The sequence below is a fragment of the Microtetraspora malaysiensis genome (genome assembly GCF_050947145.1).
GTDB lineage: Bacteria > Actinomycetota > Actinomycetes > Streptosporangiales > Streptosporangiaceae > Microtetraspora_A > Microtetraspora_A malaysiensis.
The window spans coordinates 8,320,479-8,343,415 of sequence record NZ_CP191998.1 but is presented as its reverse complement, the minus strand read 5'-3'; the positions used below and the strand labels follow the sequence as shown (position 1 = coordinate 8,343,415).

The following is a 22,937-nucleotide window of genomic DNA, read 5'->3' as shown; positions in this document are numbered from 1 at the left end:
GCCAGGCCCTGTGCTCAGGCGGTCGGAGCGTGCCGGACGAGATCGTGCCGGGCGCGCGACACGGGTCGCCCCGGTAGTGGCCCGGGATGAAGACCCACGTGTCGAGGGTGGCCTTCCGGACCCGCGTAGTGGTCGGCGGCGGGGCCTTCCACCGACGACTTTCCGCTGACATAAGAACGGATGGCGGTTGCGGTCGCGCGAGGCTGGAAGAGTTTCCACTTCAGTAAGGACCGGGGGCGGGTGGTCAGGCCCGTCGATGATGGTGGAAGGGTTTCCGCCGGCAGGTGCAGCGCGTGGCGTGGCGCCGTTGAACGAGGGCCGTTATTTCGCAATTTCCTCGCTGAGGCGGTGGAGGTTTCGCCGCGAAGAATCGTCGGCGACGTAGCGGTTGTCGGCGCCGGCTCGCCGATGCTTCGACGAAATGACGTGAGCTCGTGGAAGAGGTGTGGAACGGGGCCGCCCTCCGATCCCACGGCCGGCCTTTCGCCGAGTTGTCCCTGCTGGCACGGGCACTTGGCCCTCCGTCCGGGCCAGGTCCGGAGGAGCTTGAACAGCTCCTCGACACCCCTGCGGCTCGCTCACGGATACCAGCCCCGCCCGCGTGGGATGGCCGGGATAAAAGGCCGGGGACGTCCTTGCCGCGTTTCCTGTGGCGCTTCTCGTGCTTTCCGGTGGAGGCGCCGCAGAAAAGGCACAGGGCCCGGCTGGAGAGCCGGGCCCTGCGGGTGATGCGATTGTGAGAGCAGGGTTTGGACCCCTGTCTCGGATCGCCGTGTTTCCGCGAGCGGAAATTAGGCGATCGAGCCGGACCAGTTGTTCTTGGCCGCGTTGTAGACGCCGGCCAGCTCGCCGTCGAAGTACGGGGAGAAGCTGGTGTCGTAACGGTTGTTTCCGTCGGTGTCGGAGACGCCGATGGTGACACCGTTCAGGTAGCCGACGCGGCGGCCGTTGTTGTAGTTCACCAGCCACGCGGAGCCGAGGGCGCCCTCACCGGTGAACGACGACTTGGTGCCGACGAGCTCCTCGCCCTTGATGGCCGGAACCTGGACCGCGAAGGTCTTGCCGTAGGTCCACTTGAGGGTGTGGCCGGAGTAGGCGTGGTTGCCGTCCGGGTGCTGCCCGCTCGGGTAGCCGAACACGAAGACCGGCTTGCCGACCTTCTGGTTGTAGGCCAGACCCTGCCCGCCGACGTTCGCACCCAGAGCACCCGCGTCCACGAACTTGAAGACGAAGTAGTGCTGGAACTCCTCGGTGCGGTTGCCGTTCTTGTTGAAGTCGTCGTAGTCCGGGCCGTACACGGAGGCGGTGTCACCGATGAAGGTGTCCCAACCGCGGTACTGGTCGTAGACGTCCTTGGTGACCTCCTGCCAGCCACCGATGTTCGCCCAGCCCGTGCCGCCGTTGTCCGACTTCTTCGGCACGTCGTTGCCGTGCGGCACGCCGTCGTGGGGCGTCTTGAGGCCGTTGTAGACCGTGACGAACGCGTAGTCGCGGTCAGCGTCCTCGTAGACGTCGAAGTCGTAGTGGGTGAAGGCCTGCTTGCCCACGTAGATGCCGTACGGGGTCTTGCCCTGGTAGTAGCCCGGGACGAAGACCCAGTAGTCCATCGTGGCCTTGTTGGACACGGTGTCGTACACGCAGCTACCCGCGGTCGCGACCAGGTTCTTGTAGGCCGACTGCACGGAGGTGGCGGTGCACCAGTGGTTCTCGCCGTCGCCACCCTTGAAGAACACCTTGCCGGTGGTCTTGGGCAGGTTGACGTTCTTCGACTTCGAGACGGTCTTCTTCTCGTCGCCGATGGCCGGCACGATGCCGGGCTTGCTGTCGGCAGCCGGGCCGCCCTTGGAGACGTGCTTGGCGACGGCCTTGGTCTCGGTGTTGTACGGCGTGGCGCCCTTCAGGTTCGCCGAGTCCTCGGCGTACCAGTAGGCCACGATGTTCTTCGCCGCGATGCCGGTGGAGGCGAGCGGCTTGCTGGCGACGTCGCCGGCGGCCTGGGCGGGGGAGGTCAGGCCGGCAGCCAGCATGCCGGTGGCGGCGACGATACCGCCGAACGCGAGAGCGCGCTTCATGGGGGGAACTCCTTGGTCTGTCGTGGGGCGCCTCATGCGCCCCATGCGTCAGTAAAGGACTGCGGGAAAGATACAGCCGCGCTCTTCCGGCGTGGAAGCGACTTCAACCGGGCCATTCCGCCGCCCACTCGGTGTAATTGTTCCGTTACCTTCTTGCGGAAGGCGGTCTTTTGCCCGCCGGATGGCATATGGGCAGATCAAGAGTGAAGCGCTCGCTTTGGTGATGATGTGACGCCACGGCCAGGGATCATGGACCGTGTGACCTAAATCACATCCTTTGGATGGCACCGAACCGACGTGTGGTCACGTCTAAGGGCCTCCGGAACGGCGAAGGCCCCGGGGCGGACGCCCCGGGGCCTTCAGTTGTCTGGAGCATACAGAGTGGGGAGGCGGCGCGCCCGCCGTTCCACTCAGGCGTCTCCAGAGAAAGGCACAGGGCCCGGCTGAAAGCCGGACCCTGTGTGAGTCAAGCGGTTGGGGCAGGGTTTGGACCCCTGACCCGTGACCACCTGGTTCCCGCAGGCCGGGAACTAGGCGATCGAGCCGGACCAGTTGTTCTTGGCCGCGCTGTAGACGCCGTAGGTCTCGCCGTCGAAGTACGGGGAGAGGCTGGTGTCGATCCGCTTGTTGTTGTCACGGTCGGCCACCGCGATGGTGACACCGTTCAGGTAGCCGACGCGGCGGCCGTTGTTGTAGTTGAGCAGCCACGCGGAGCCGAGCGAGCCCTCGCCGGTGAAGGAGGACTTGACACCCTGCAGCTCCTCGCCCTTGATGGCCGGCGCGGTGGCTGCGAAGGTCTTGCCGTAGCTCCACTTGAGGGTCTTGCCGGAGAAGGCCTGGTTGCCGTCCGGGTGGGCGCCGCTCGGGTAGCCGAACACGAAGACCGGCTTGCCGATCTTCTGGTTGTAGGCCAGGCCCTGGCCACCGACGTTGTCGCCGAGGCGACCGGCGTCGGTGTACTTCCACACGAAGTAGACCGTGTTGCCGTTCTCGTCCTTGTCCTCGTAGTAGCCCTTGCCGTGGCGGCCCTTCGAGGTGTCCGCCGCGACGTAGGCGTCGTACGTGGCCTTGTCGACCTGCTGGAAGCCCGCGTACTGCTTCCGCTCGTCGCGGGACATGCCCTTGAAGTCCTTGAAGCCGCCGGCCGGGAACTTCAGACCGTTGTAGACGGTCACGAACGCGTAGTCGCGGTCGCCGTCCTCGTAGACGTCGAAGTCGTAGTGGGTGTAGGCCTGCTTGCCCACGTAGATGCCGAACGGGGTCTTGCCCTGGTAGTAACCCGGGACGAAGACCCAGTGGTCCATCGTGGCCTTGTTCGACTCGGTGTCGTAGACGCAGTGACCCGCGGTCGCGACCAGGTTCTTGTACCCGGACTGGACCGAGGTGGCGGAGCACCAGTGCGGCTTCTTGTCCGCGCCGATGAAGAACACCTTGCCGGTGGTCTTCGGGAGGTTCACGTTCTTCGACTTGGCGGCAGCCTTCTTCTCGTCGCCAATGGCCGGGACGACGCCGGGCTTGCTGTCCGCAGCCGGACCGCCGGTCGAGACGTGCTTGGCCGAGACCTGGGTCTCGACGTTGTACGGCGTGGCCTGAACCAGGTTGGCGGCGTTCTCCGCCGCCCAGAACGCCACGATGTTCTGCGCGGCGATCTTGTTGGCGGCCAGCGGGGTGCTGGCGACGTCGCCGGCGGCCTGGGCCGGGGCGGCGAGGCCGGCGGCCAGGAGGCCGGCGGTGGCGACGAGGCCACCGAATGCGAGGGTGCGCTTCATGAGGGAACTCCTTGCGCTGTCGTGGGACGCCTCTTGCGTCCCATGCGTCAGTAAAGGGATGACCGGAAAGATACCGGCGCGATCTTGCGTGGCGAAAGCTGTCGGGTTGCAGTGGATCGCCTCGCAAAGTGCGGAGATCTTTTCGTTACCTTACGTTCGAATCTGATCCAGAAGATCGGGTGATCTTCATCTCCGCAGATCAACGCCGCAATCCGGGGCGAGATCGTCGCGGCGAAGTCGTTACATCGATAGACCCTGAAAAACCGCTGTGTGATGTAAAACACATTTCCGACATGGCACCGAAGTAGCCCCTCTCGCGTCTAACGCGCCCCTGAGGGTGCGACGCCTCCGGGGGTGGTTCGCCGGATCCTCATTCGAACGGGGCTCGTCGCACTCTGTCGGGGCGCTGTCGGGGCTCTGATTGTGATCAGCGGTCGCGGAAGGTGGCCTATTTGATGCTGTCCAAAACTGCGGGGAAGGAGGCGTCTCCGGTGGCGAATCCCCAGCGGGCGGGCTGCCCCGGCGACGATCGAGCCGACTCTCGGAGGATGGTGCCCTCGTCCGGGCTGTCCGGAATGCCGCGACTTTAGGTCCTGCGTCACCGTCCCCGGCGGAGCCGCCGCTCCTGTCGGGAAGAACCGCCAGGGCGTAGAGGGACCGACGGGACGTTCCTCGGCGGACAGAGACCGCGACCGCCACGGTGATCGCGAAGCGGTGCCATGGCCGTGGGGTTCAGGGAACCTGGCGAGGCTGGTGAGTCGCAGTGCTTGGCCGCCGCTCGGTGGCGCGGTGCGCCGCTGACATCGCGGCCGCTCATGGGTGCGGCGGCAACTGCCGCGACGTAGTCGTGGCGACAGCGCGCGCGACCCTCCAAGGCGTGATCGCGGCGAACTGGACCTGGTCAGCATCGATGGCTTCCGGGCAAAACGAAAGGGCCCGGCTGGAGAGCCGGGCCCTTTCGATGAAGCGAGGGTGAGAGCAGGGTTTGGACCCCTGCTCTCACGGGATCGCCGTGTTCCGCGAACGGAGACTAGACGATCGAGCCAGACCAGAGGTTCTTGGCAGCGTTGTAGACGCCGGCCAGCTCGCCGTCGAAGTACGGGGAGAAGCTGGTGTCGTAACGGTTGTTGTTGTCGGTGTCGGAGACGCCGATGGTCACACCGTTCAGGTAGCCGATGCGGCGGCCGTTGTTGTAGTTCAGCAGCCAGGAGGAGCCGAGGGCGCCCTCACCGGTGAAGGAGGACTTGGTGCCGACGAGCTCCTCGCCCTTGATGGCCGGGGCCTGGACCGCGAAGGTCTTGCCGTAGGTCCACTTGAGGGTCTGGCCGGAGTACGCGTTGTTGCCGTCCGGGTGCGAGCCGCTCGGGTAGCCGAACACGAAGACCGGCTTGCCGACCTTCTGGTTGTAGGCCAGGCCCTGCCCACCGACGTTGGCGCCCAGGGCACCGGCGTCGACGAACGAGCGGACGTAGTACTTACCGTCCTCGACCGGAAGCTGGACCCACGGCTTGTACTGGTCGTACTCCGCCTTGGAGACTTCCTTCTTCCCGATCTCCGGGTTGCCGTTCAGCGCCTTGATGCCGTTGTAGACGGTCACGAAGGCGTAGTTGCGGTCGGCGTCCTCGTAGACGTCGTAGTCGTAGTGGGTGAACGCCTGCTTGCCGACGTAGATGCCCCACGGGGTCCGGCCCTGGTAGTAACCCGGGATGAAGACCCAGTTCTCGAGGGTGGCCTTGTTCGCCTCGGTGTCGTAGACGCAGCTACCCGCGGTGGCGACCAGGTTCTTGTAGGCCGACTGCACGGAGGTGGCGGAGCACCAGTGCGGGTTCACGGCCTTGACGTGGAACTTGCCGTCAGCGCCCTTCTCCCACTTGAAGCCGTCGGAGAAGAACACCTTGCCGGTGGTCTTGGGCAGGTTGACGTTCTTGGACTTGCCGGCGGCCTTCTTCTCGTCGCCGATCGCCGGCACGATGCCCGGCTTGCTGTCCGGAGCCGGGCCGCCCTTGGAGACGTGCTTGGCGACGACCTTGGTCTCAGCGTTGAACGGCGTGGCCGCGATCAGGTTGGCGGCGTTCTCCGCCAGCCAGAAGGCGGCGATGTTCTTGCCGGCGACCTTGGTGGTGGCCAGCGGGGTGCTGGCGACGTCACCGGCGGCCTGAGCCGGGGCGGCGAGGCCGGCGGCCAGGAGGCCGGCGGTGGCGACGAGGCCACCGAAGGCGAGGGTGCGCTTCATTGGGGAACTCCTTGGGCTGTCGTGGGGCGCTTCTTGCGTCCCAGACGTCAGTAAAGGGATGGCCAAAACATACAGCGCGATCTTGCCGTGGAAACCCCCCAAACCATCGCCTTGAGACGACGCGGAACGGCGAGATCATCCCGTTACTTGGCTGACTCGACGAAAGGCGATTAGTCAGGTTTCGGACGCTCTTGTTTTCGCTGCTCGTCGCCCTGTCGCGAGATTCCGCGGTCGAGGTCTCTGTGAAGCGGCGCCGGGGCGTCTCGGAAAGCCTGTGGTGTAGATCACAGCGAATCCGGGGCACCGTATCGACGTGAGTCGCGTCTAAGCGCGAACTTCGGCCGATCTCTGTTGCCGGTCCGAATTTGGATGATCACTCAGTGCGATGATTTGCGCCCCGAAGTAGTCCGCATCGTCGGCCCGGGCGACTGCACTGCCGGGCTGCCATTCCGGCGGGCTCATGCGGCCGGGGCCGAGGCACGTCATCGTTCGTTTCCTGAAACGCCAAAAAGGCCCGGCCGGTGGCCGGGCCTTTCTGAACGAACTAACCGACAGGCTGCTTACTTGGGCGGCGCAGGCGACTCGCTGGCGCGCGGGATCGCCGGCGACTCGAACGGCGTGGCGATCGAGCCGGACCAGAGGTTCTTGGCCGCGTTGTAGACGCCCGCCAGCTCACCGTCGAAGTACGGGGAGAAGCTGGTGTCGTAACGGTTGTTGTTGTCGGTGTCGGAGACGCCGATGGTCACACCGTTCAGGTAGCCGAGACGGCGGCCGTTGTTGTAGTTCACCAGCCACGCGGAGCCGAGGGCGCCCTCACCGGTGAAGGAGGACTTGGTGCCGACGAGCTCCTCGCCCTTGATGGCCGGGGCCTGGACCGCGAAGGTCTTGCCGTAGGTCCACTTGAGGGTCTGGCCGGAGAACGCCTGGTTGCCGTCCGGGTGCTGCCCGCTCGGGTAGCCGAACACGAAGACCGGCTTGCCGACCTTCTGGTTGTAGGCCAGACCCTGACCACCGACGTTGGCACCCAGGGCGCCCGTGTCCTCGAACTTCCAGACGTAGTACTTCAGGCCGACGTGGCAGCGGAACTCCTCAAAGTCCCAGTCCTTGAACCACTTCGGGAAGTTGTCGTAGGTCTCCTTGGAGACCTCCTGCCAGGCGCCGGGCACGTCGGAGAACTTCTTGATCCCGTCGTGCGGCATGTTGAGGCCGTTGTAGACCGTGACGAACGCGTAGTCGCGGTCAGCGTCCTCGTACACGTCGTAGTCGTAGTGGGTGAAGGCCTGCTTACCCACGTAGATGCCGTACGGGGTCTTGCTCTGGTAGTAAGCGGGCACGAAGACCCAGTTCCGCATGGTGCTGGAGTTGGACTCGGTGTCGTAGACGCAGTGACCCGCGGTCGCGACCAGGTTCTTGTACGCGGACTGCACCGAGGTCGCCGTGCACCAGTGCGGCTTGCCGTCGGCGGCCCGGAAGAACACCTTGCCGGTGGTCTTGGGCAGGTTGACGTTCTTCGACTTGGCGACGGTCTTCTTCTCGTCGCCGATCGCCGGCACGACGCCCGGCTTGCTGTCCGGAGCCGGGCCGCCCTTGGAGACGTGCTTGGCGACGACCTTGGTCTCGACGTTGTACGGCGTGGCGTTGATCAGGTTGGCGCGGTGCTCGGCGAACCAGTAGCCGACGGTGTTCCAGGCGGCCATGCCGTTGGTGGCGAGGGCGTCGCTGGCGACGTCGCCGGCGGCCTGAGCCGGGGCGGCGAGGCCCGCGGCCAGCAGGCCGGCGGTGGCGACGAGGCCACCGAAAGCCATAGTGCGCTTCATGGGGAACTCCTTGGTCTGTCGTGGGGCGCTTCTTTTGCCCCATGCGTCAGGAAAGGGATGCCGAAAAGATAGCCCAGCCGATCGCCATAAGAAAGACCTAAAAATGGCTTTCCGGGAGGCCTGGCGGCCTTTCTTTGAAGATGACACGGCGAAAGAGTCCGTGTCGTCCGATCACCATTGGGCCAGGGGTGCGTTCCCGCAGATGGAGGCGTATAGAGGCACTTCTTCCCATCGTTGTCGTCTCCATGCAAAGGTATTTGTCAGACTGTGTCTGTGAGCTAAATCACGGGATTATCGGCCCGTTGGTCGGTAGTGAAATTCGGACAGTGTCGTTTTGTTGCCAGGGCTGGTTTACCTCGCGGCCCGGAAACTTTTGCAGAAATGATCGGAGGCCGTGGCCGATGTCTCGGACCTGTCGATAGGTGTTGACTGGGTCTCGGTCGCCGAGTTCGAAAGCGGGCGGTGTTTTTAGGGTCCGTCACAAATTGGAATGCAACAAAAAACGAAAGGGCCCGGCTGGAGAGCCGGGCCCTTCGATGAAACAGGTATGGATCAGGGTTTGGACCCCTGTGAGAGAAGGGTTTGGACCCCTGCTCTCGTTAGACCGCTGTGTTTCCGCAGAGCGGAGACTAGGCGATCGAGCCGGACCAGAGGTTCTTGGCGGCGTTGTAGACGCCGGCCAGCTCACCGTCGAAGTACGGGGAGAAGCTGGTGTCGTAACGGTTGTTGCTGTCGGTGTCGGAGACGCCGATGGTCACACCGTTCAGGTAACCCACGCGGCGGCCATTGTTGTAGTTCACCAGCCACGCGGAGCCGAGGGCGCCCTCACCGGTGAAGGAGGACTTGGTGCCGACGAGCTCCTCGCCCTTGATCTCCGGGGCCTGGACCGCGAAGGTCTTGCCGTAGGTCCACTTGAGGGTCTGGCCGGAGTAGGCGTGGTTGCCGTCCGGGTGCGAGCCGCTCGGGTAGCCGAACACGAAGACCGGCTTGCCGACCTTCTGGTTGTAGGCCAGGCCCTGCCCGCCGACGTTGGCGCCCAGGGCGCCGGTGTCGGCGAACTTCCACACGTAGTAGTGCGTCTTGCCGTCCTTGATCTCCACGCCCGCGAGACGGGTCGGGTAGTTCTTCAGGTTGGCCATGTACTCGGCCTCGGGGACCTCGGTCGCGCTGAGCTCGTAGGAACGGCCGTCCCCGGCGAGCTTGACACCGTTGTAGACGGTGACGAAGGCGTAGTTGCGGTCCGCGTCCTCGTAGACGTCGAAGTCGTAGTGGGTGAAGGCCTGCTTGCCGACGTAGACGCCGAACGGGGTCTTGCCCTGGTAGTAACCCGGCACGAACACCCAGTAGTTCAGCGTGGACTTGTTGGACTCCGTGTCGTAGACGCAGCTACCCGCGGTCGCGACCAGGTTCTTGTACTGCGACTGAACCGAGGTCGCGGTGCACCAGTGCGGGTTGACGGCCTCGTAGCGGGGCTTCTCCTTGGTGCCGACGTTCTTGAAGCCGTCAGCGAAGAACACCTTGCCCGTGGTCTTGGGCAGGTTGACGTTCTTCGACTTGGCGACGGCCTTCTTCTCGTCACCGATGGCCGGCACGACGCCCGGCTTGCTGTCGGGAGCCGGGCCGCCCTTGGAGACGTGCTTGGCGACGACCTTGGTCTCGGCGTTGTACGGCGTGGCCGCGATCAGGTTGGCCGCGTGCTCAGAAAGCCAGAAGGCCGCGACGCTCTCCGCCGCGACGCCGGTGGAGGACAGAGGGGCGGTGGCGACGTCACCGGTGGCCTGGGCCGGAGCGGCAAGGCCAGCGGCCAGGAGGCCGGCGGTGGCGACGAGACCACCGAAGGCGAGAGTGCGCTTCATTTGGGGAACTCCTTGGGCTGTCGTGGAACGCTTCTTGCGTCCCATGCGTCAGTAAAGGGATGGGGGAACCATACAACCGGCGGAGTCCCCTTAAAACCGGCATAAGCCAGCATTTCTCGGCGGGTTAGGTCACCTCGTCGATCATGACCTGGTCGGCCGTCCGGCGAGTGAGGCGAGGCTGTAGATATCGCCGCAGCTAGATGATCCTTTGGTGCTAGTTGCTGCGACACGTCCGCCATTTCGCTACTGCGACCCCACAAGTCTCCATGTGACGCAAATCACACAGGATGGACTCAGGTTGGACCTTTCGCCTCGCCGCCCCTGACTCCGCCAGACAGGACTGTCAATGCGTTGAGCTGCGGTTTTGTGAACTGACATTGACATTCAGCTGTCATTCAGGCGCGACCCGCCCACCGACGGCCCACTTCATTCCAAATGGCGCAGAATGCCGCTAAACGGACAGTGACGTCTTGCGGCTGGTAGCGGTTTACCGGTCTATCTATAAATTTCATGAAAAAGGGCCCGGCTTGGGAGCCGGGCCCTTCTCTCGCGTCAGGCGATGCTGCCGGACCAGACGTTCGCGGCGGCCTTGTAGATGCCGTAGAGCTCACCGTCGAAGTACGGCGAGACGCTGGTGTCGATCCGGTCGTTGCCGTCGGTGTCCGCGACACCGCTCGTGACGCCGTTCAGGTAGCCGATGCGGCGCGCGCTGCTGTAGTTGAACAGCCAGGCCGAGCCCGAGGAACCTTCACCGGTGAAGGAGGACTTCACGCCCACCAGCTCCTCGGCCTTCACCTCGGGCGCCTTGGCGGCGAACGTCTTGCCGTAGCTCCACTTGAGCGTCTTGCCGGAGTACGCGTAGTTGCCGTCCGGGTGGGACCCGCTCGGGTAGCCGAAGACGTAGACGCTCTTGCCGAGCTTCTGGTTGTAGGCCAGGCCCTGGCCGCCGACGTTGTCGCCGAGGCGGCCGACGTCGGTGAACCTGACGACGTAGTACTTGCCGCCCGTCGACTTGCGGATGTACGGACTGTACTTGTCGTAGGTGGCCTTGTTGACCTCCTGCCAGTTCCACTCCGCGGTGTCGAACCAGCTCGTGCCCGAGCCGGCCTTGAGGCCGTTGTAGACCGTCACGAACGCGTAGTCGCGGTCGCCGTCCTCGTAGACGTCGAAGTCGTAGTGCGTGAACGCCTGCTTGCCGACGTAGATGCCCCACGGCGCCTTGGCCTGGTAGTAGCCGGGGATGAAGACCCAGCGGTCCAGGGTGGCCTTGTTCGACTCCGTGTCGTACACGCAGTGGCCGGCCGTGGCCACCAGGTTGCGGTACTTCGCCTGGAGGGACGTGGCCGAGCACCAGTGCGGCCGGCCGTCGGAGCCGGTGAAGAACACCTTGCCGGTGGTCTTGGGCAGGTTCACGTTCTTGGACGTGCCGGATCCGCCCTTGCCGATCGGCGAGATGAGGCCGGGCTTGCTGTCCGCGGAGGGGCCGCCCTTGGAGATGTGCTTCGCCACCACCTGGGTCTCGTACGGCGAGGCGTTGACCAGATTGGCGGCCTTCTGGTTCAGCCAGAAGGCGACAACGTTCTTGGCGGCCATCCCGCTGGCGGCCAGCGGGTCGGTAGCCGTGTCGCCAGCGGCCTGGGCGGGTGCCACGAGGGTGCTGCCGATGAGGCCGGCGGCGGCGAGCCCCCCGAGAGGGAGAACCAGGCGCTTGACTCGGGTGTTCATGGAGCTCCTTGCGCTGTCGATAGACGCGAGAACGTCACATCCGTCAGTAAAGGGATGGTCAAAACACTACATGCGAGATCTTGCGGTTCCCGGCCATGTTGTGGACGGTTTCTCCGGCGGAGGAGCCGTGACGTTTCCGTGATTTTCCACAACCGGTGTCACTTGCGAGATCATTTCGTGATGTATGCGCTGGTGATCGGCTGGTGACGATCCGAGGTTTCGGTCCCGATCTCGAGATCATTTCGCTCGGCTGTGTGACGTAAATCACACAAATCCCCCGGCACCGATCGTCTGAAGATCACGTCTAACTTGCCCCAGAAGGGAAGGAATTCCTAGCCCGAGGGGTGGCTCTTCGCAACTGCCGGGAACGGTCCCCGCGTCGCACGCACGCCCCGCGCCACGGGTTGTCTGGCGCGGGCTCATGGTCGGGCGTGTTCACGCAGCGCCGTGCGGCCGCTGATTGCGATGGACGCGCAGCGGCAGAGGTGTGCGCACTGGAACGCCCCCGCGTACTGGCTGACGCCGGCGCTGCGGGGGCGAAATGGAGTGGCGGCGGAGGAAAGCTCCCGTGGGGCCGCCGGCCGCCCGATCAGGGCGGCGCGGCGGGAGATGTCAGGAGGTGGCCTGGCGTGCGGCCTGGAGGTAGACGCGCTGGGCGATCGTGTTGAAGTACGGCGTGGAGACGGCGTCGACCTTCCCGTCCCCGTTCAGGTTCCAGGTCAGGCTGGTCACACCGTTGATCCAGCCGGTGTGCTTGACGCTGTCGTAGCCGATCACCCAGGGGCCGCCGCTGGCCCCGGAGGTGAAGCCGCAGCCGGCCAGCCGTACGCCGTGTTCGAGCTGCCAGGTGGGCGCGCTGACCGTCTTCTTCTCGGTCGCGTTCGAGCAGGTCTTGAGCTCCTGCCCGTTGTACGGCCGGCTGCCGTCCGGGTGGGCGCCCGCGGGGTAGCCGAACACCCGGACATTCAGGCCGGAGCTCTTGTTCCAGGCGAAGCGGAACGCTCCCACCCGGTCCTCAAGGGGGCCCACGGAAACCGAGCGATACTTCACCTTGCCCGCCTCGGTGTACGGCTGCCAGGTGAAGCCCGGATAGACGGTGACGAACGCGTAATCCCGGTCGAAGTCGCCCTGCCCCTGGAAGTCCTGGTGCATGTAGAGCGTGTGCCCGACGAAGATGCCCGCGCTCGTCGCTCCGTTGGCGTACGACGGGATGAAGATCCAGTTCTCGACCGGCTTGTCCCGCGCGAGGGAGTAGGTGCAATGCCCCGCCGTCGCGACCAGGTTCTTGTACGCCGAATGCACCGCCGACGCGGAGCACCAGTACTCCTTGTCGTCGACCTTGAAGAAGACCTTCCCCACCATGGGCGGGGCGTCGGGCGTGGGGGCGATGGCCGGGGCGCGGAGAGGGGCCGACGCCTTGCCCAGCTCCGCCGCCGACGTGGTGGCCGAGGCCGTGGGGGACGGCTTGGTCTTCGGCTCGTAGCTGCTCGCCCGCTTCAACCGATCCGGGCTCCAGTACGACGCGACCTTGAGCATGTCCGCCTGCGTGGCGGCCAGGGCGTAGGAGCTGACATCACCCTTCAGGGACTTCGGTGGCACCGACGCGGCCACAGCGGCGGCGGGTGTGGCGGGCACCGGGACGGAGAGCACGGCGACCGCGCTCGCCGCGGCGAGGCCGCCGACGAGGCCGGATGTGAGTCGCCGAAACACTGTCTGCCCTTCTTCTTGGGTGGTAAGGGGTGATTTTTCCAGATCAGCATAGAGCACGCGAAGCTTCGTGACCTGGTTGTTATGAAACTGATGGAACCGATGGTATTCGCGAGACGTCAGATTTCGCCAGCGGCGCGGAGTGGGCGCTTGATCCGAGGGGGTCGGCCGGACAGGCTGTCGTCAGCCGAATCCGGGGGATTGACATGAGGCCACTTCTCGCACTTCTCGCCTTCACGACTGTCGCGATCAGCCCTGCGGGCGCCGCCGTCGCCGCCACCGTCCCACCTCCGTGGGGGCCGGACGCCAACGCCGACGTACCGGTCACCAGGGTCCACCCTATGAAGCCGCGGACCAAAGCGTTGGTGGTGACCGTGGCCAAGGGGCAGGCCGGGACGCCGCCCCAGCGCTACGCGTTGCTGAACTGCTCCTTCACGCGCGGCACGCACCCGGCGCCCAGCAGGGTGTGCCCGACGCTGGAGAGGGTCGGCGGGGATCCCGCCAAGCTCCAGCCCGATCCGGCCGTCGCGTGTCCGATGATCTTCGACCCGGTCACGGTGACGGCTTACGGGATCTGGAACGACGCCTACATCAGGTTCGAGCGCACGTACGGCAACTCCTGCCAGCTCCGCGCGACGACAGGTGCCATCTTCGCCTTCTGAGCGAGCCGCCGTGCGTGAAAGGGGTCCGGCACCGCCCGCCGGGCCCCTTTGCCGTGTCCGGGGCCGACCGCGTCCGGGGCGTGCGCGATCTTGATAGGTGAACGGAGTAATGTTCGGGCATGTTCGCCGTAACCGCCACGCAGACCGATCCTGACAACCCTCTCAAGGGGCTGACGCTCGGTGAGCGCCCTGATCCCACGGTCCCCGACGGCTGGACCACGGTCACCGTCAAGGCCGCGGCCCTCAACCACCACGACCTGTGGACGCTCAAGGGCGTCGGCGTCCGCCAGGACCGTCTGCCCATCATCCTCGGCTGCGACGCCTCGGGACTGGACGAGAACGGCAACGAGGTCATCGTCCACTCGGTGATCGGGACTCCGGTGAACGGGGACGAGACGCTCGACCCCCGGCGTACGCTGCTCTCAGAGGTTCACGACGGCACCTTCGCCGAGAAGGTGGCCGTCCCGAAGCGGAACCTCGTGCCCAAGCCGGCCGCGATCTCCTTCGAGGAGGCCGCCTGTCTGCCCACCGCTTGGCTGACGGCCTACCGGATGCTGTTCGACAAGGCCGCGCTGGAGCCGGGGTCGACGGTGCTGGTCCAGGGGGCGGGCGGAGGGGTGGCGACCGCGCTCATCGCGTTGGGACGCGCCGGCGGCTTCCGGATCTGGGCCACGAGCCGCTCGGAGGAGAAGCGGGCGCGGGCCCTCGAACTCGGCGCGGACCAGGTCTTCGAGAGCGGGGCCAGGTTGCCCGAGCGGGTCGACGCGGTCATGGAGAGTGTCGGCGCGGCGACGTGGGACCACTCGCTCAGCTCGCTGCGGCCCGGCGGCCGGATCGTGATATGCGGAGCGACCAGCGGCCTGGTCGCGCCCACGCAGCTCGCCCAGGTCTTCTTCCTGCAGCGCTCCATCATCGGCTCCACCATGGGGACGAGGGAGCAGCTCGCCAGGCTGGCCGTCTTCCTTGAGCAGACCGGCGTCCGCCCGATCATCGACCGCGTGCTCCCGCTCACGCAGGCGGAGGAGGGGTTCACCGCCATGCACGAGGGCGACGTCTTCGGGAAGATCGTCTTTACCGTGTGATCTCTCGGTCCGCGCTCGGCCCAGGTGAGATCTGCCCAAACGTGATCCGCCGGGCGGGGAGGGGCGTTCCCGAGGGGGCGGCACGGCGCGATCAGGTCGCGTGTGGCCGCTCTCGGGGACGCCCCGTTCCCGTTCCCCGGTGTGCGGAGAGCCGGAAGGGGGAGCGGCGTAGCCGCTCACCTGAACACTGAGCAGGCCCGGTGGGGGGTGTGCGGGCAGGAACGGGTTGCGCCAGCCGTACATGGCGGTGCTCAGGAGCGGAGCGTGTCGCGGATGCGGGCAGCGGCCTCGTCCAGGATCGTCCGGCACTCGTCGAGGGCGTGCTCGCTGATCCCTTCCTGATGAGCCTCACGCTGGACCTGTGCGACGAACTCGGCCAGCATCTGCCCGAACTCGGCGTCCGCCCGGCCGTGGGACGGGGGCGGACCCGCCAGGGACCAGGTTTCCGCCCAGATGCGGTCCCATTCACGCTGCCAGCGTTCGGCCTCGGCGCGCCACTGCTGCGTGTGGCGCTTCCACTCCTCCTTCTGCTGCTGGCGCTGACGCTTCCATTCGTCCTTCTGCTCACGCCAGGTGTCGCGGGTCTCCCGCCTGCCGGTCTGGTTGATGTCCTTGGCCATCTGGGTCAGTTCGTGCCGCAGCGAGCGGACCGTCTGGCGGACGTCCTCCTTCACCTCGCGGGCGATGTCCTGCACCGAGGCGGTGATCTCCTGCTCCAGCTCGGCCAGCTCGTCGAGGCGGTTGTTCAGCTCCGCCCGGCCCTTGTCGGTGAGTGTGAAGACCTTCTTGCCGTCCACCACCTCGTGGGTGACCAGGCCCTCCTCCTCCAGCCGGGCGAGCCGGGGGTAGATCGTGCCCGGAGACGGCGAGTACACCCCGAGGAACCGGTCCTGGAGCAGCCGGATCACCTCGTAGCCGTGCTTGGGGCTCTCTTCGAGCAGCTTGAGCAGGTACAGCCGAAGTCGGCCATGCCCGAAGACGGGACTCATGCCCACTCTCCGTTCCGATGGTTCGCGGATTCCTTGCTGAGCAGCGTGACGTCGCCGGAGATCGTGGTCGCCGTGACCGAGGCCATGCCGCCGCCGATCCGTCCGGTGAGCGTCTTCGCTCCCGGCCGGTCGTTGCTCTCCAGGTGCGGGAACGCCGCGTGGAGGTCGCCGGAGGCGGAACGCAGCGCCACGTCGGTGTCCACCGACTGCGGGAGCCGTACGACGATGTCGCCGGACACGCTGTTGAGCGTGATGTGGCCGGTCGGGGTGAGTTCGAGGTCGGCGGTGATCCGGCCGGAGACCGTGTTGGCGCGCAGCCGGTGCGGCTTTCCGTTGGCGACGGTCAGCTCGCCCGAGACGCTGGTGAACGAGAGATCACCGGCGAGGCCGCGGCTCTCCACCGAGCCCGACATCGTCTCGGCGCTCACATCGCCGGTCACGCCGTCCAGGACGATCTCGCCGGAGACGCTCTTGACGTTGGTACGTCCCTCGAAGCCGGCCACGACCGCGGACGCTGAGATCACGCCGACCTGCACCGGGCAGTCCTTCGGCACGGTCAGCGTGGCGACGGTGACGCGCTTCCCGGGGCGCAGCCAGCCGAGGACGCCGTCCCAGGTGAGGTCCTTGTACGCCACCGTGAGCCGGCCGTCCTCGTCGTGCGTGACCACGAGGGGCGGGGTGCCGGTGTCGCTGACCTCCAGCGTCGGCGGGCCGTCACTGGCGAGCACAGTCAGTTGCCCGGCCACGATGCGCACGCTCAACTGTGACACGGGCCCGAATGTGAGCTGCCCGGGTTTCTCGATCAGCCAGTGGGACATGGCCCGCCCTTTCGACGTGATGTTTCGCCGCCTCTGTGGGATCGGCGACCAACCCTCACAAGACACGATATGTCGTGTCTGCCGAAAGTCAAGATGTATCGCGTTTTGTCGCCTTCGCCGGAGCTGGATCCTTACGTGAGATGCGTCCCGTCCCGCGGCCCGGCCGACCGGGCCGCGGGGAGGGCCTATTCGTCCTCGTCGTCGAGGCGGGCGAGCCAGGTGGCCAGCCGCTCGATCGGGGTCTCGAACTCCGGATTGAGATCGACGAACTCGCGCAGCCGCTCCGCGAGCCAGCGGACGCTGACCTCCTCGTCGCCGCGCCGGTCGGCGAGCTCTTCGATGCCCCTGTCGGTGAAGTACATGTACCTCGCTCCTGATCGTCTCCATAAAGGGGAAGTCCCCCGCGGACCGGCCGTGGGGGACTTCTCTCGGGATGCCGTGGGCCCGGACGACTAGCCGAAGATCTCCTTGGCGATCGCCGCCAGCTCGGCGTCGTGCGCCGAGTGGGAGCCGGTCGCCGGCGACGAGTTCGCCGGACGGGAGACCCGGCGCAGCTTCCGGCCGTCGAGCAGCTCGGGCCGCTCGGTCAACTTCAGCGTGAGGTACGGCCACGGGCCCATGTTGACCGGCTCGTCCTGCGCCCAGATCAGCTCGGCGCTGCCGGAGTAGCGCGCCAGCTCCGCCTTCAGCGGGTTCTCCGGGAACGGGAAGAGCCGCTCGATGCGGACGATCGCGACGTCGGTCCGGCCGGACTTCTCCCGCGCGTTGACCAGGTCGTAGTAGACCTTGCCGGAGCACAGGACCACCCGGGTGACCGCCGCCGGATCCACCGTCGTGTCGCCGATGACCGGCCGGAACGAGCCGGTGGTGAACTCCGACGTCGCCGAGGCCGCGCCCTTGTGCCGCAGCAGCGACTTGGGCGTGAACACGATCAGCGGCCTGCGCCGGTTGGACAGGACCTGCCAGCGCAGCAGGTGGAAGTAGTTCGCCGAGGTGGTCGGCTGGGCGACGGTCATGTTGTCCATCGCGCACATCTGGAGGTAGCGCTCGATCCGGGCCGAGGAGTGGTCCGGACCCTGGCCCTCGTAACCGTGCGGCAGCAGCAGCACGACCGACGACCGCTGGCCCCACTTCTGCTCACCGGACGAGATGAACTCGTCGATGATCGACTGGGCGCCGTTGGCGAAGTCGCCGAACTGGGCCTCCCAGCAGACCAGGGCGTCGGGGCGCACCACGCTGTAGCCGTACTCGAAGCCCATCGCGGCGAACTCGCTCAGCAGCGAGTCGTACACGTAGAACTTCGTGGTGCCGTGGTTGAACGTCTTCAGCGGGGTGTGGTCCTCGCCGGTGACCCGGTCGACCAGGACGGCGTGCCGCTGGCCGAACGTGCCGCGGCGGGAGTCCTGCCCGACGAGACGGACGGGGTGGCCGTCGATCAGCAGGCCGCCGATGGCGAGCGCCTCGCCGGTCGCCCAGTCGATGGCGTCGTCGGTGATCATCGTGCCGCGGCGCTGCAGGATCGGCGTCAGACGCGGGTGGACCGTGAAGCCCTCGGGCAGGTTCAGCTGGGTCTCGATGACCCGCTTGACCGTCTCCTCGGAGATCGCCGTCTCGGTGTCCTCGTGCGACCACGGGATCACCTCGTCCGCCGGCGGCTTGACGACCGCGCCCGGCTCCAGCGGCTTCTTGGCCGCCTCGCGGGTCTCGGTGAACGCCCGCTCGAGCTGGTCCTGGTAGTCGCGCAGCGCCTGCTCGGCCTCTTCGACCGTGATGTCGCCGCGGCCGATCAGGGCCTCGGTGTAGAGCTTGCGGGTGGACCGCTTGGCGTCGATCAGGTCGTACATCAGCGGCTGGGTGAACGAGGGGTTGTCCGTCTCGTTGTGACCGCGACGCCGGTAGCAGACCATGTCGATGACGACGTCCTTGCGGAACGTCTGGCGGTACTCGTACGCGAGCTCGCCGACCCGGACCACGGCCTCGGGGTCGTCGCCGTTGACGTGGAAGATCGGCGCCTGGATCATCCGGGCGACGTCGGTGGCGTAGACCGAGGACCGCGAGCTGGCCGGGCTGGTGGTGAAGCCGACCTGGTTGTTGACCACGATGTGGACGGTGCCGCCGGTGCGGTAGCCGCGGAGCTGCGACAGGTGCAGCGTCTCGGCGACCACACCCTGGCCGGCGAACGCCGCGTCGCCGTGCACGAGCACCGGCAGGACGGTGAAGCCCTCCTCGCCGCGCTCCAGCAGGTCCTGCTTGGCGCGGACGACGCCTTCGAGGACCGGGTCGACCGCCTCCAGGTGCGACGGGTTGGCCACCACCGAGGCGGTGATCGTGCTGCCGTCGGGGGCGACGAAGTCGCCGGTCGCGCCGAGGTGGTACTTCACGTCGCCCGAGCCGTGCGCGCTGCGCGGGTCGATGTTGCCCTCGAACTCGCCGAACACCTGGGCGTAGGACTTGCCCACGATGTTGGCCAGCACGTTGAGGCGGCCGCGGTGGGCCATGCCGATGACGACCTCGTCCAGGCCCTCGGCCGACGCGGCGCTGATCACCGAGTCGAGCAGCGGGATCAGGGACTCGCCGCCCTCAAGGGAGAACCGCTTCTGGCCGACGTACTTGGTCTGCAGGAAGGTCTCGAACGCCTCGGCCGTGTTGAGCCGACGCAGGATGTGCAGCTGCTCGTCGCGGTTCGCCTTGGCGTGCGGCTTCTCGATCCGCGCCTGGATCCAGGCCCGCTCCTCGGGGTCCTGGATGTGCATGTACTCGATGCCGACGGTGCGACAGTAGGTGTCGCGCAGCACACCGAGGATGTCGCGCAGCTGCATCAGCGGCTTGCCGCCGAAGCCGCCGGTGGCGAACTCGCGCTCCAGGTCCCACAGCGTCAGGCCGTGCGACTTGATGTCGAGGTCGGGGTGCTTGCGCTGGCGGTACTCCAGCGGGTCCGTGGCCGCCATGAGGTGGCCGCGCACCCGGTACGCGTGGATGAGCTCCAGGACGCGGGCGGACTTCGCCACGTCGTCGTCGTGGGTGGCGGAGATGTCCTTCACCCAGCGGACCGGCTCGTACGGGATCTGCAGCGACTCGAAGATGTCGTCGTAGAAGCCGTTCTCGCCGAGCAGCAGCTGGTGGATCCGGCGCAGGAAGTCACCCGACTGGGCGCCCTGGATGATCCGGTGATCGTACGTCGAGGTCAGCGTCATGACCTTGCTGATCGCCAGGCGGTTCAGCGTGTCGACCGAGGCGCCCTGGTACTCCGCCGGGTACTCCATCGCGCCGACGCCGATGATCGCGCCCTGGCCGGGCATCAGGCGCGGCACGGAGTGGACCGTGCCGATCGTGCCGGGGTTCGTCAGGGAGATCGTGGTGCCCTGGAAGTCGTCCACGCCGAGCTTGCCGGCGCGCGCCTTGCGTACGACCTCCTCGTACGCGACCCAGAACTGGCGGAAGTCGAGCGTCTCGGCCGTCTTGATCGACGGGACGAGGAGCTGGCGGGTGCCGTCGGCCTTCTGCACGTCGATGGCGAGGCCGAGACCCACATGCTCGGGCTTGACGAGGACCGGCTTGCCGTCGACCTCGGCGTAGGAGTAGTTCATCTCCGGCATCGACTGCAGCGCCCGCACGATGGCGTAGCCGATCACGTGGGTGAAGGAGATCTTGCCGCCACGCCCGCGCTGGAGGTGGTTGTTGATGACGATGCGGTTGTCGATCAGCAGCTTCGCCGGGACAGCGCGCACGCTCGTCGCCGTCGGGAGCGCGAGCGACGCCTCCATGTTGAGCGCCGTGCGAGCCGCGGCACCGCGCAGCTTCTCCTCGGCGGCTCCGGCCGGGACGGGCGCCGGAGCGGCCGCCTTCTTCTCCGGCTTCTCAGCCCTGGCCGGCGGCGCGGTGGGCGCCTTCGCGGGGGAGGGGGCAGGGGTGGGAGGAGCGGCAACGGCGGTGGCGCCGGCGGCCGCGGGGGCCTTCCCGGTTCCGTTGTAATCAGCGAAGAAGTGCCACCACGCCTTGTCCACTGACTCGGGATCCTGCAAGTACTTCTGGTACAACTCGTCGACAAGCCACTCGTTTTGCCCAAAGCTTGCCAGCGGGTTAGTCCGCGACGACTCAGACGACACGGCGGAAATCGCCCTCTTCCGCAGATCGGCGTTGATGATAGAGAACTCGTCCAAGGCTACTCGCCCGGGACAGGGGGTGCGCCCGTCCGGTCGCAGGTCCCGGCCTATCCTCCCAGGACTGACCAAACAGGTCACGCCCGGGTAGCCCATCTGGGTGATGAGCCGATGCTTACCGCATGGTCATATCGGTGTTACCGGACCAGGCGGGACGCGATCCGAACACAGGGAGTGATCTCCTCCAACCGGGCCGTCAGCTCGTCTCCGGCGGCCGTCAGCTCGTCCAGCGAGAGCGGCTCCAGGCGTTCGAGGAGGAACAGGGCGTCCACGGTGTCCTCCGTGATGCGGGTCCGGACGCACTGCCGCCAGTTCCACCTGCGGCAGGTGACGCCCTCGTCGTCCCGCCAGACGACCTCGCCGATGCCCGGGTCGCCGAGGGCCTCGTCGGACGGCTCGTCGCCCGCGGCCCGGACCAGGCGCGCCGCGCCCCGGTAGTGGGCGAGGTCCTCGCCGCCGATCGGCAGGCCGTGCCGTACGGACACGGCGTTGTAGGCGTCGACCACCAGGTTGATCTCGGGGAGCGGCATCCGCCGGATCAGCGCGTCCACCGAGGGGCGGGTGCGCTGCGGCTTGGCGCCGAACGCCCGGTAGGCCGTACGCCACGCCTCGATCTTCGGGTCGTCGAGCTCGGGCGCCGCCTCCGCCGCCGCGTCCAGCCAGCCGCGCGACCGCTCGTCACTGGGGCCGTTGCCCAGGCCGTACGCGCAGACGGTCAGGACGGCGAAGTCCGGCCGCAGCTCGCGGACCGCCTCGTCCACCCGGATTGCCTCGATCATGCTGTACAGCCTACGTGCCACGGGGCATCCCGCCCGCCGTGGCATAGCGCAATCAATTGCTCGCGAAGCGTGACATCTCTTGGTCGGCGATGCGTACGGTAAAGGCTATGGAGCACGGGAAGCGGCCGCGGGCCAGGCACGCGGGAGATCCGGTGGGCATCGAAGAGGGGGACGGTCGCATCGTCATCCGGCGGCACCGCAGCCGCTTCGACGACGTCGTCGGCACGCTGCCCGGCTTCACCGAGGCCATGGACGTCGAGGCCGAGCGCGACGGCTGGGACTGATCTGGCCTGTTTCCGGCGCTGGTACGGCCGCCGCCCCGCGGACGGGGCGACGGCCGGGCCGGGGGATCAGGCGCAGGCGGCGCCGTTCAGGGTGAACAGGTCGGGGACGGGGTTGGCGCCGGGGGCGGCGACGAACGCCGAGATCCACGCGAGGGGCGCGTTCCAGTTGATCGTCAGCTCGTTGGTGGACCACGACTCGATGTCGTCGATGTGGCAGAACTGCGGCTCGCAGCCCTTCAGCTTCGCCTGCGCGACCGGGTCCTGGACGCCGGAGTCGAGGCCTCCGGCGAGCGTCCCGGGCGGCGGGTTCGGCAGGTCGGCGTTGAGCGAGTGGGCGTACCACCGGCTGTGCTGGTACAAATCGCAAAGAGATATTTGCAAAGTTCTCTTTGTAATGTTAGATCTGAAGCATGAACGACTCCTTCCATGTCACCGATCCACGCGCGCTCAAGGCCGTGGCCCACCCGCTCCGCGTCCGCCTCCTCGGCGCGTTGCGGAGCCAAGGGCCCGCCACGGCCACCGAGCTGGCCGCCATGTTCGGGGAGAGCTCCGGCTCGACCAGCTACCACCTGCGACAGCTCGCCAAGTACGGCTTCGTCGAGGAGGACAGCGAGCAGCGCGACCGGCGAGAGCGCCGCTGGCGGGCGGTTCACGCGTACACGTCGTGGAGCAACCTTGAACTGGCCGGAACGCCCGAGGGGCGCGAGGCGGTCGCCTTCATGCGCCGCAGGCAGCTCGAGCTGCTCAGGTCCGGTGTCGAGGCGTTCGACCGGGACAGCGCGTCCTTCGGCCCGGAGTGGATCGAGGCGGCCGGCATGTCCGACGACATCGCGCGGCTCACGCCCGCCTCGGTCGCGACGCTCTACGCGCGGGTCTCCGCCATGGTCAAGGAGCTTGAGGAGCACGACAAGGACGCGCCCGACACCGAGCGCGTGTCCGTGTTCGTCAGCGCCCACCCGGTGCGCGGCTATGTGGGGTGACGTG

General features: G+C 66.8%; 17 protein-coding genes. 4 read left to right on the top strand and 13 right to left on the bottom strand.

What is annotated here, in order from left to right; genetic code table 11:
• Positions 1–791: 791 nt before the first annotated feature.
• The 7 genes from ACQP1V_RS38890 to ACQP1V_RS38860 all read right to left on the bottom strand — a co-directional run bounded on the left by ACQP1V_RS38890 (position 792) and on the right by ACQP1V_RS38860 (position 13,182).
• On the bottom strand, positions 792–2,072 hold the full coding sequence (locus ACQP1V_RS38890) for a trypsin-like serine peptidase (RefSeq protein ID WP_433415961.1): 1,281 nt from the start codon (positions 2,070–2,072) through the stop codon (positions 792–794).
• Between the two features lie 530 nt (positions 2,073–2,602).
• Entirely contained in the window at positions 2,603–3,841 is a 1,239-nt protein-coding gene (locus ACQP1V_RS38885) for a trypsin-like serine peptidase (RefSeq protein ID WP_433415958.1), read from the bottom strand.
• Positions 3,842–4,871: 1,030 nt separating this feature from the next.
• A complete protein-coding gene (locus ACQP1V_RS38880; RefSeq protein WP_433415955.1) occupies positions 4,872–6,074 on the bottom strand; it encodes a trypsin-like serine peptidase in 1,203 nt (400 codons plus the stop codon).
• Positions 6,075–6,634: 560 nt separating this feature from the next.
• Entirely contained in the window at positions 6,635–7,891 is a 1,257-nt protein-coding gene (locus ACQP1V_RS38875; RefSeq protein WP_433415953.1) for a trypsin-like serine peptidase, read from the bottom strand.
• 629 nt (positions 7,892–8,520) lie between these two features.
• Entirely contained in the window at positions 8,521–9,747 is a 1,227-nt protein-coding gene (locus ACQP1V_RS38870) for a trypsin-like serine peptidase (protein WP_433415950.1), read from the bottom strand.
• A gap of 552 nt (positions 9,748–10,299) precedes the next feature.
• Positions 10,300–11,472, bottom strand: a complete 1,173-nt coding sequence (locus ACQP1V_RS38865) for a trypsin-like serine peptidase (protein WP_433415947.1) — start codon at positions 11,470–11,472, stop codon at positions 10,300–10,302.
• A 612-nt stretch (positions 11,473–12,084) separates the two neighbouring features.
• Positions 12,085–13,182 carry a trypsin-like serine peptidase gene (locus ACQP1V_RS38860; RefSeq protein ID WP_433415944.1) on the bottom strand — a complete coding sequence of 366 codons (1,098 nt, stop codon included), beginning with the start codon at positions 13,180–13,182 and terminating at the stop codon, positions 12,085–12,087.
• Between the two features lie 203 nt (positions 13,183–13,385).
• Here ACQP1V_RS38860 and ACQP1V_RS38855 point away from each other — a divergent pair, with 203 nt between their 5' ends.
• Positions 13,386–13,841, top strand: a complete 456-nt coding sequence (locus ACQP1V_RS38855; protein WP_433415941.1) for an SSI family serine proteinase inhibitor — start codon at positions 13,386–13,388, stop codon at positions 13,839–13,841.
• Between the two features lie 119 nt (positions 13,842–13,960).
• Positions 13,961–14,923: a zinc-binding dehydrogenase gene (locus tag ACQP1V_RS38850; protein ID WP_433415938.1), complete on the top strand. Its 963-nt coding sequence runs from the start codon at positions 13,961–13,963 to the stop codon at positions 14,921–14,923.
• A gap of 251 nt (positions 14,924–15,174) precedes the next feature.
• On the opposite strand, the gene ACQP1V_RS38845 is transcribed toward ACQP1V_RS38850, so the two are convergent.
• The 5 genes from ACQP1V_RS38845 to ACQP1V_RS38825 all read right to left on the bottom strand — a co-directional run bounded on the left by ACQP1V_RS38845 (position 15,175) and on the right by ACQP1V_RS38825 (position 21,669).
• Complete coding sequence (locus ACQP1V_RS38845) at positions 15,175–15,912, bottom strand: helix-turn-helix transcriptional regulator (RefSeq protein ID WP_433415935.1); 738 nt, start codon at positions 15,910–15,912, stop codon at positions 15,175–15,177.
• A complete protein-coding gene (locus tag ACQP1V_RS38840) occupies positions 15,909–16,682 on the bottom strand; it encodes a DUF4097 family beta strand repeat-containing protein (protein ID WP_433415932.1) in 774 nt (257 codons plus the stop codon). The genes ACQP1V_RS38845 and ACQP1V_RS38840 overlap by 4 nt, the downstream gene beginning before the upstream one ends.
• A gap of 233 nt (positions 16,683–16,915) precedes the next feature.
• Positions 16,916–17,092, bottom strand: a complete 177-nt coding sequence (locus ACQP1V_RS38835) for a DUF6104 family protein (RefSeq protein ID WP_169806502.1) — start codon at positions 17,090–17,092, stop codon at positions 16,916–16,918.
• Positions 17,093–17,182: 90 nt separating this feature from the next.
• Positions 17,183–20,836, bottom strand: a complete 3,654-nt coding sequence (locus tag ACQP1V_RS38830) for a multifunctional oxoglutarate decarboxylase/oxoglutarate dehydrogenase thiamine pyrophosphate-binding subunit/dihydrolipoyllysine-residue succinyltransferase subunit (protein WP_433415929.1) — start codon at positions 20,834–20,836, stop codon at positions 17,183–17,185.
• A gap of 191 nt (positions 20,837–21,027) precedes the next feature.
• Entirely contained in the window at positions 21,028–21,669 is a 642-nt protein-coding gene (locus tag ACQP1V_RS38825; RefSeq protein ID WP_433415926.1) for a B3/B4 domain-containing protein, read from the bottom strand.
• Positions 21,670–21,776: 107 nt separating this feature from the next.
• Here ACQP1V_RS38825 and ACQP1V_RS38820 point away from each other — a divergent pair, with 107 nt between their 5' ends.
• On the top strand, positions 21,777–21,953 hold the full coding sequence (locus ACQP1V_RS38820; RefSeq protein WP_433415923.1) for a hypothetical protein: 177 nt from the start codon (positions 21,777–21,779) through the stop codon (positions 21,951–21,953).
• 66 nt (positions 21,954–22,019) lie between these two features.
• Here ACQP1V_RS38820 and ACQP1V_RS38815 read toward each other — a convergent pair whose 3' ends face one another.
• Positions 22,020–22,313: a glycoside hydrolase family 9 protein gene (locus ACQP1V_RS38815; RefSeq protein WP_433415920.1), complete on the bottom strand. Its 294-nt coding sequence runs from the start codon at positions 22,311–22,313 to the stop codon at positions 22,020–22,022.
• Between the two features lie 50 nt (positions 22,314–22,363).
• Here ACQP1V_RS38815 and ACQP1V_RS38810 point away from each other — a divergent pair, with 50 nt between their 5' ends.
• A complete protein-coding gene (locus ACQP1V_RS38810; protein WP_387415055.1) occupies positions 22,364–22,933 on the top strand; it encodes an ArsR/SmtB family transcription factor in 570 nt (189 codons plus the stop codon).
• The last annotated feature ends 4 nt before the right edge of the window (positions 22,934–22,937 follow it).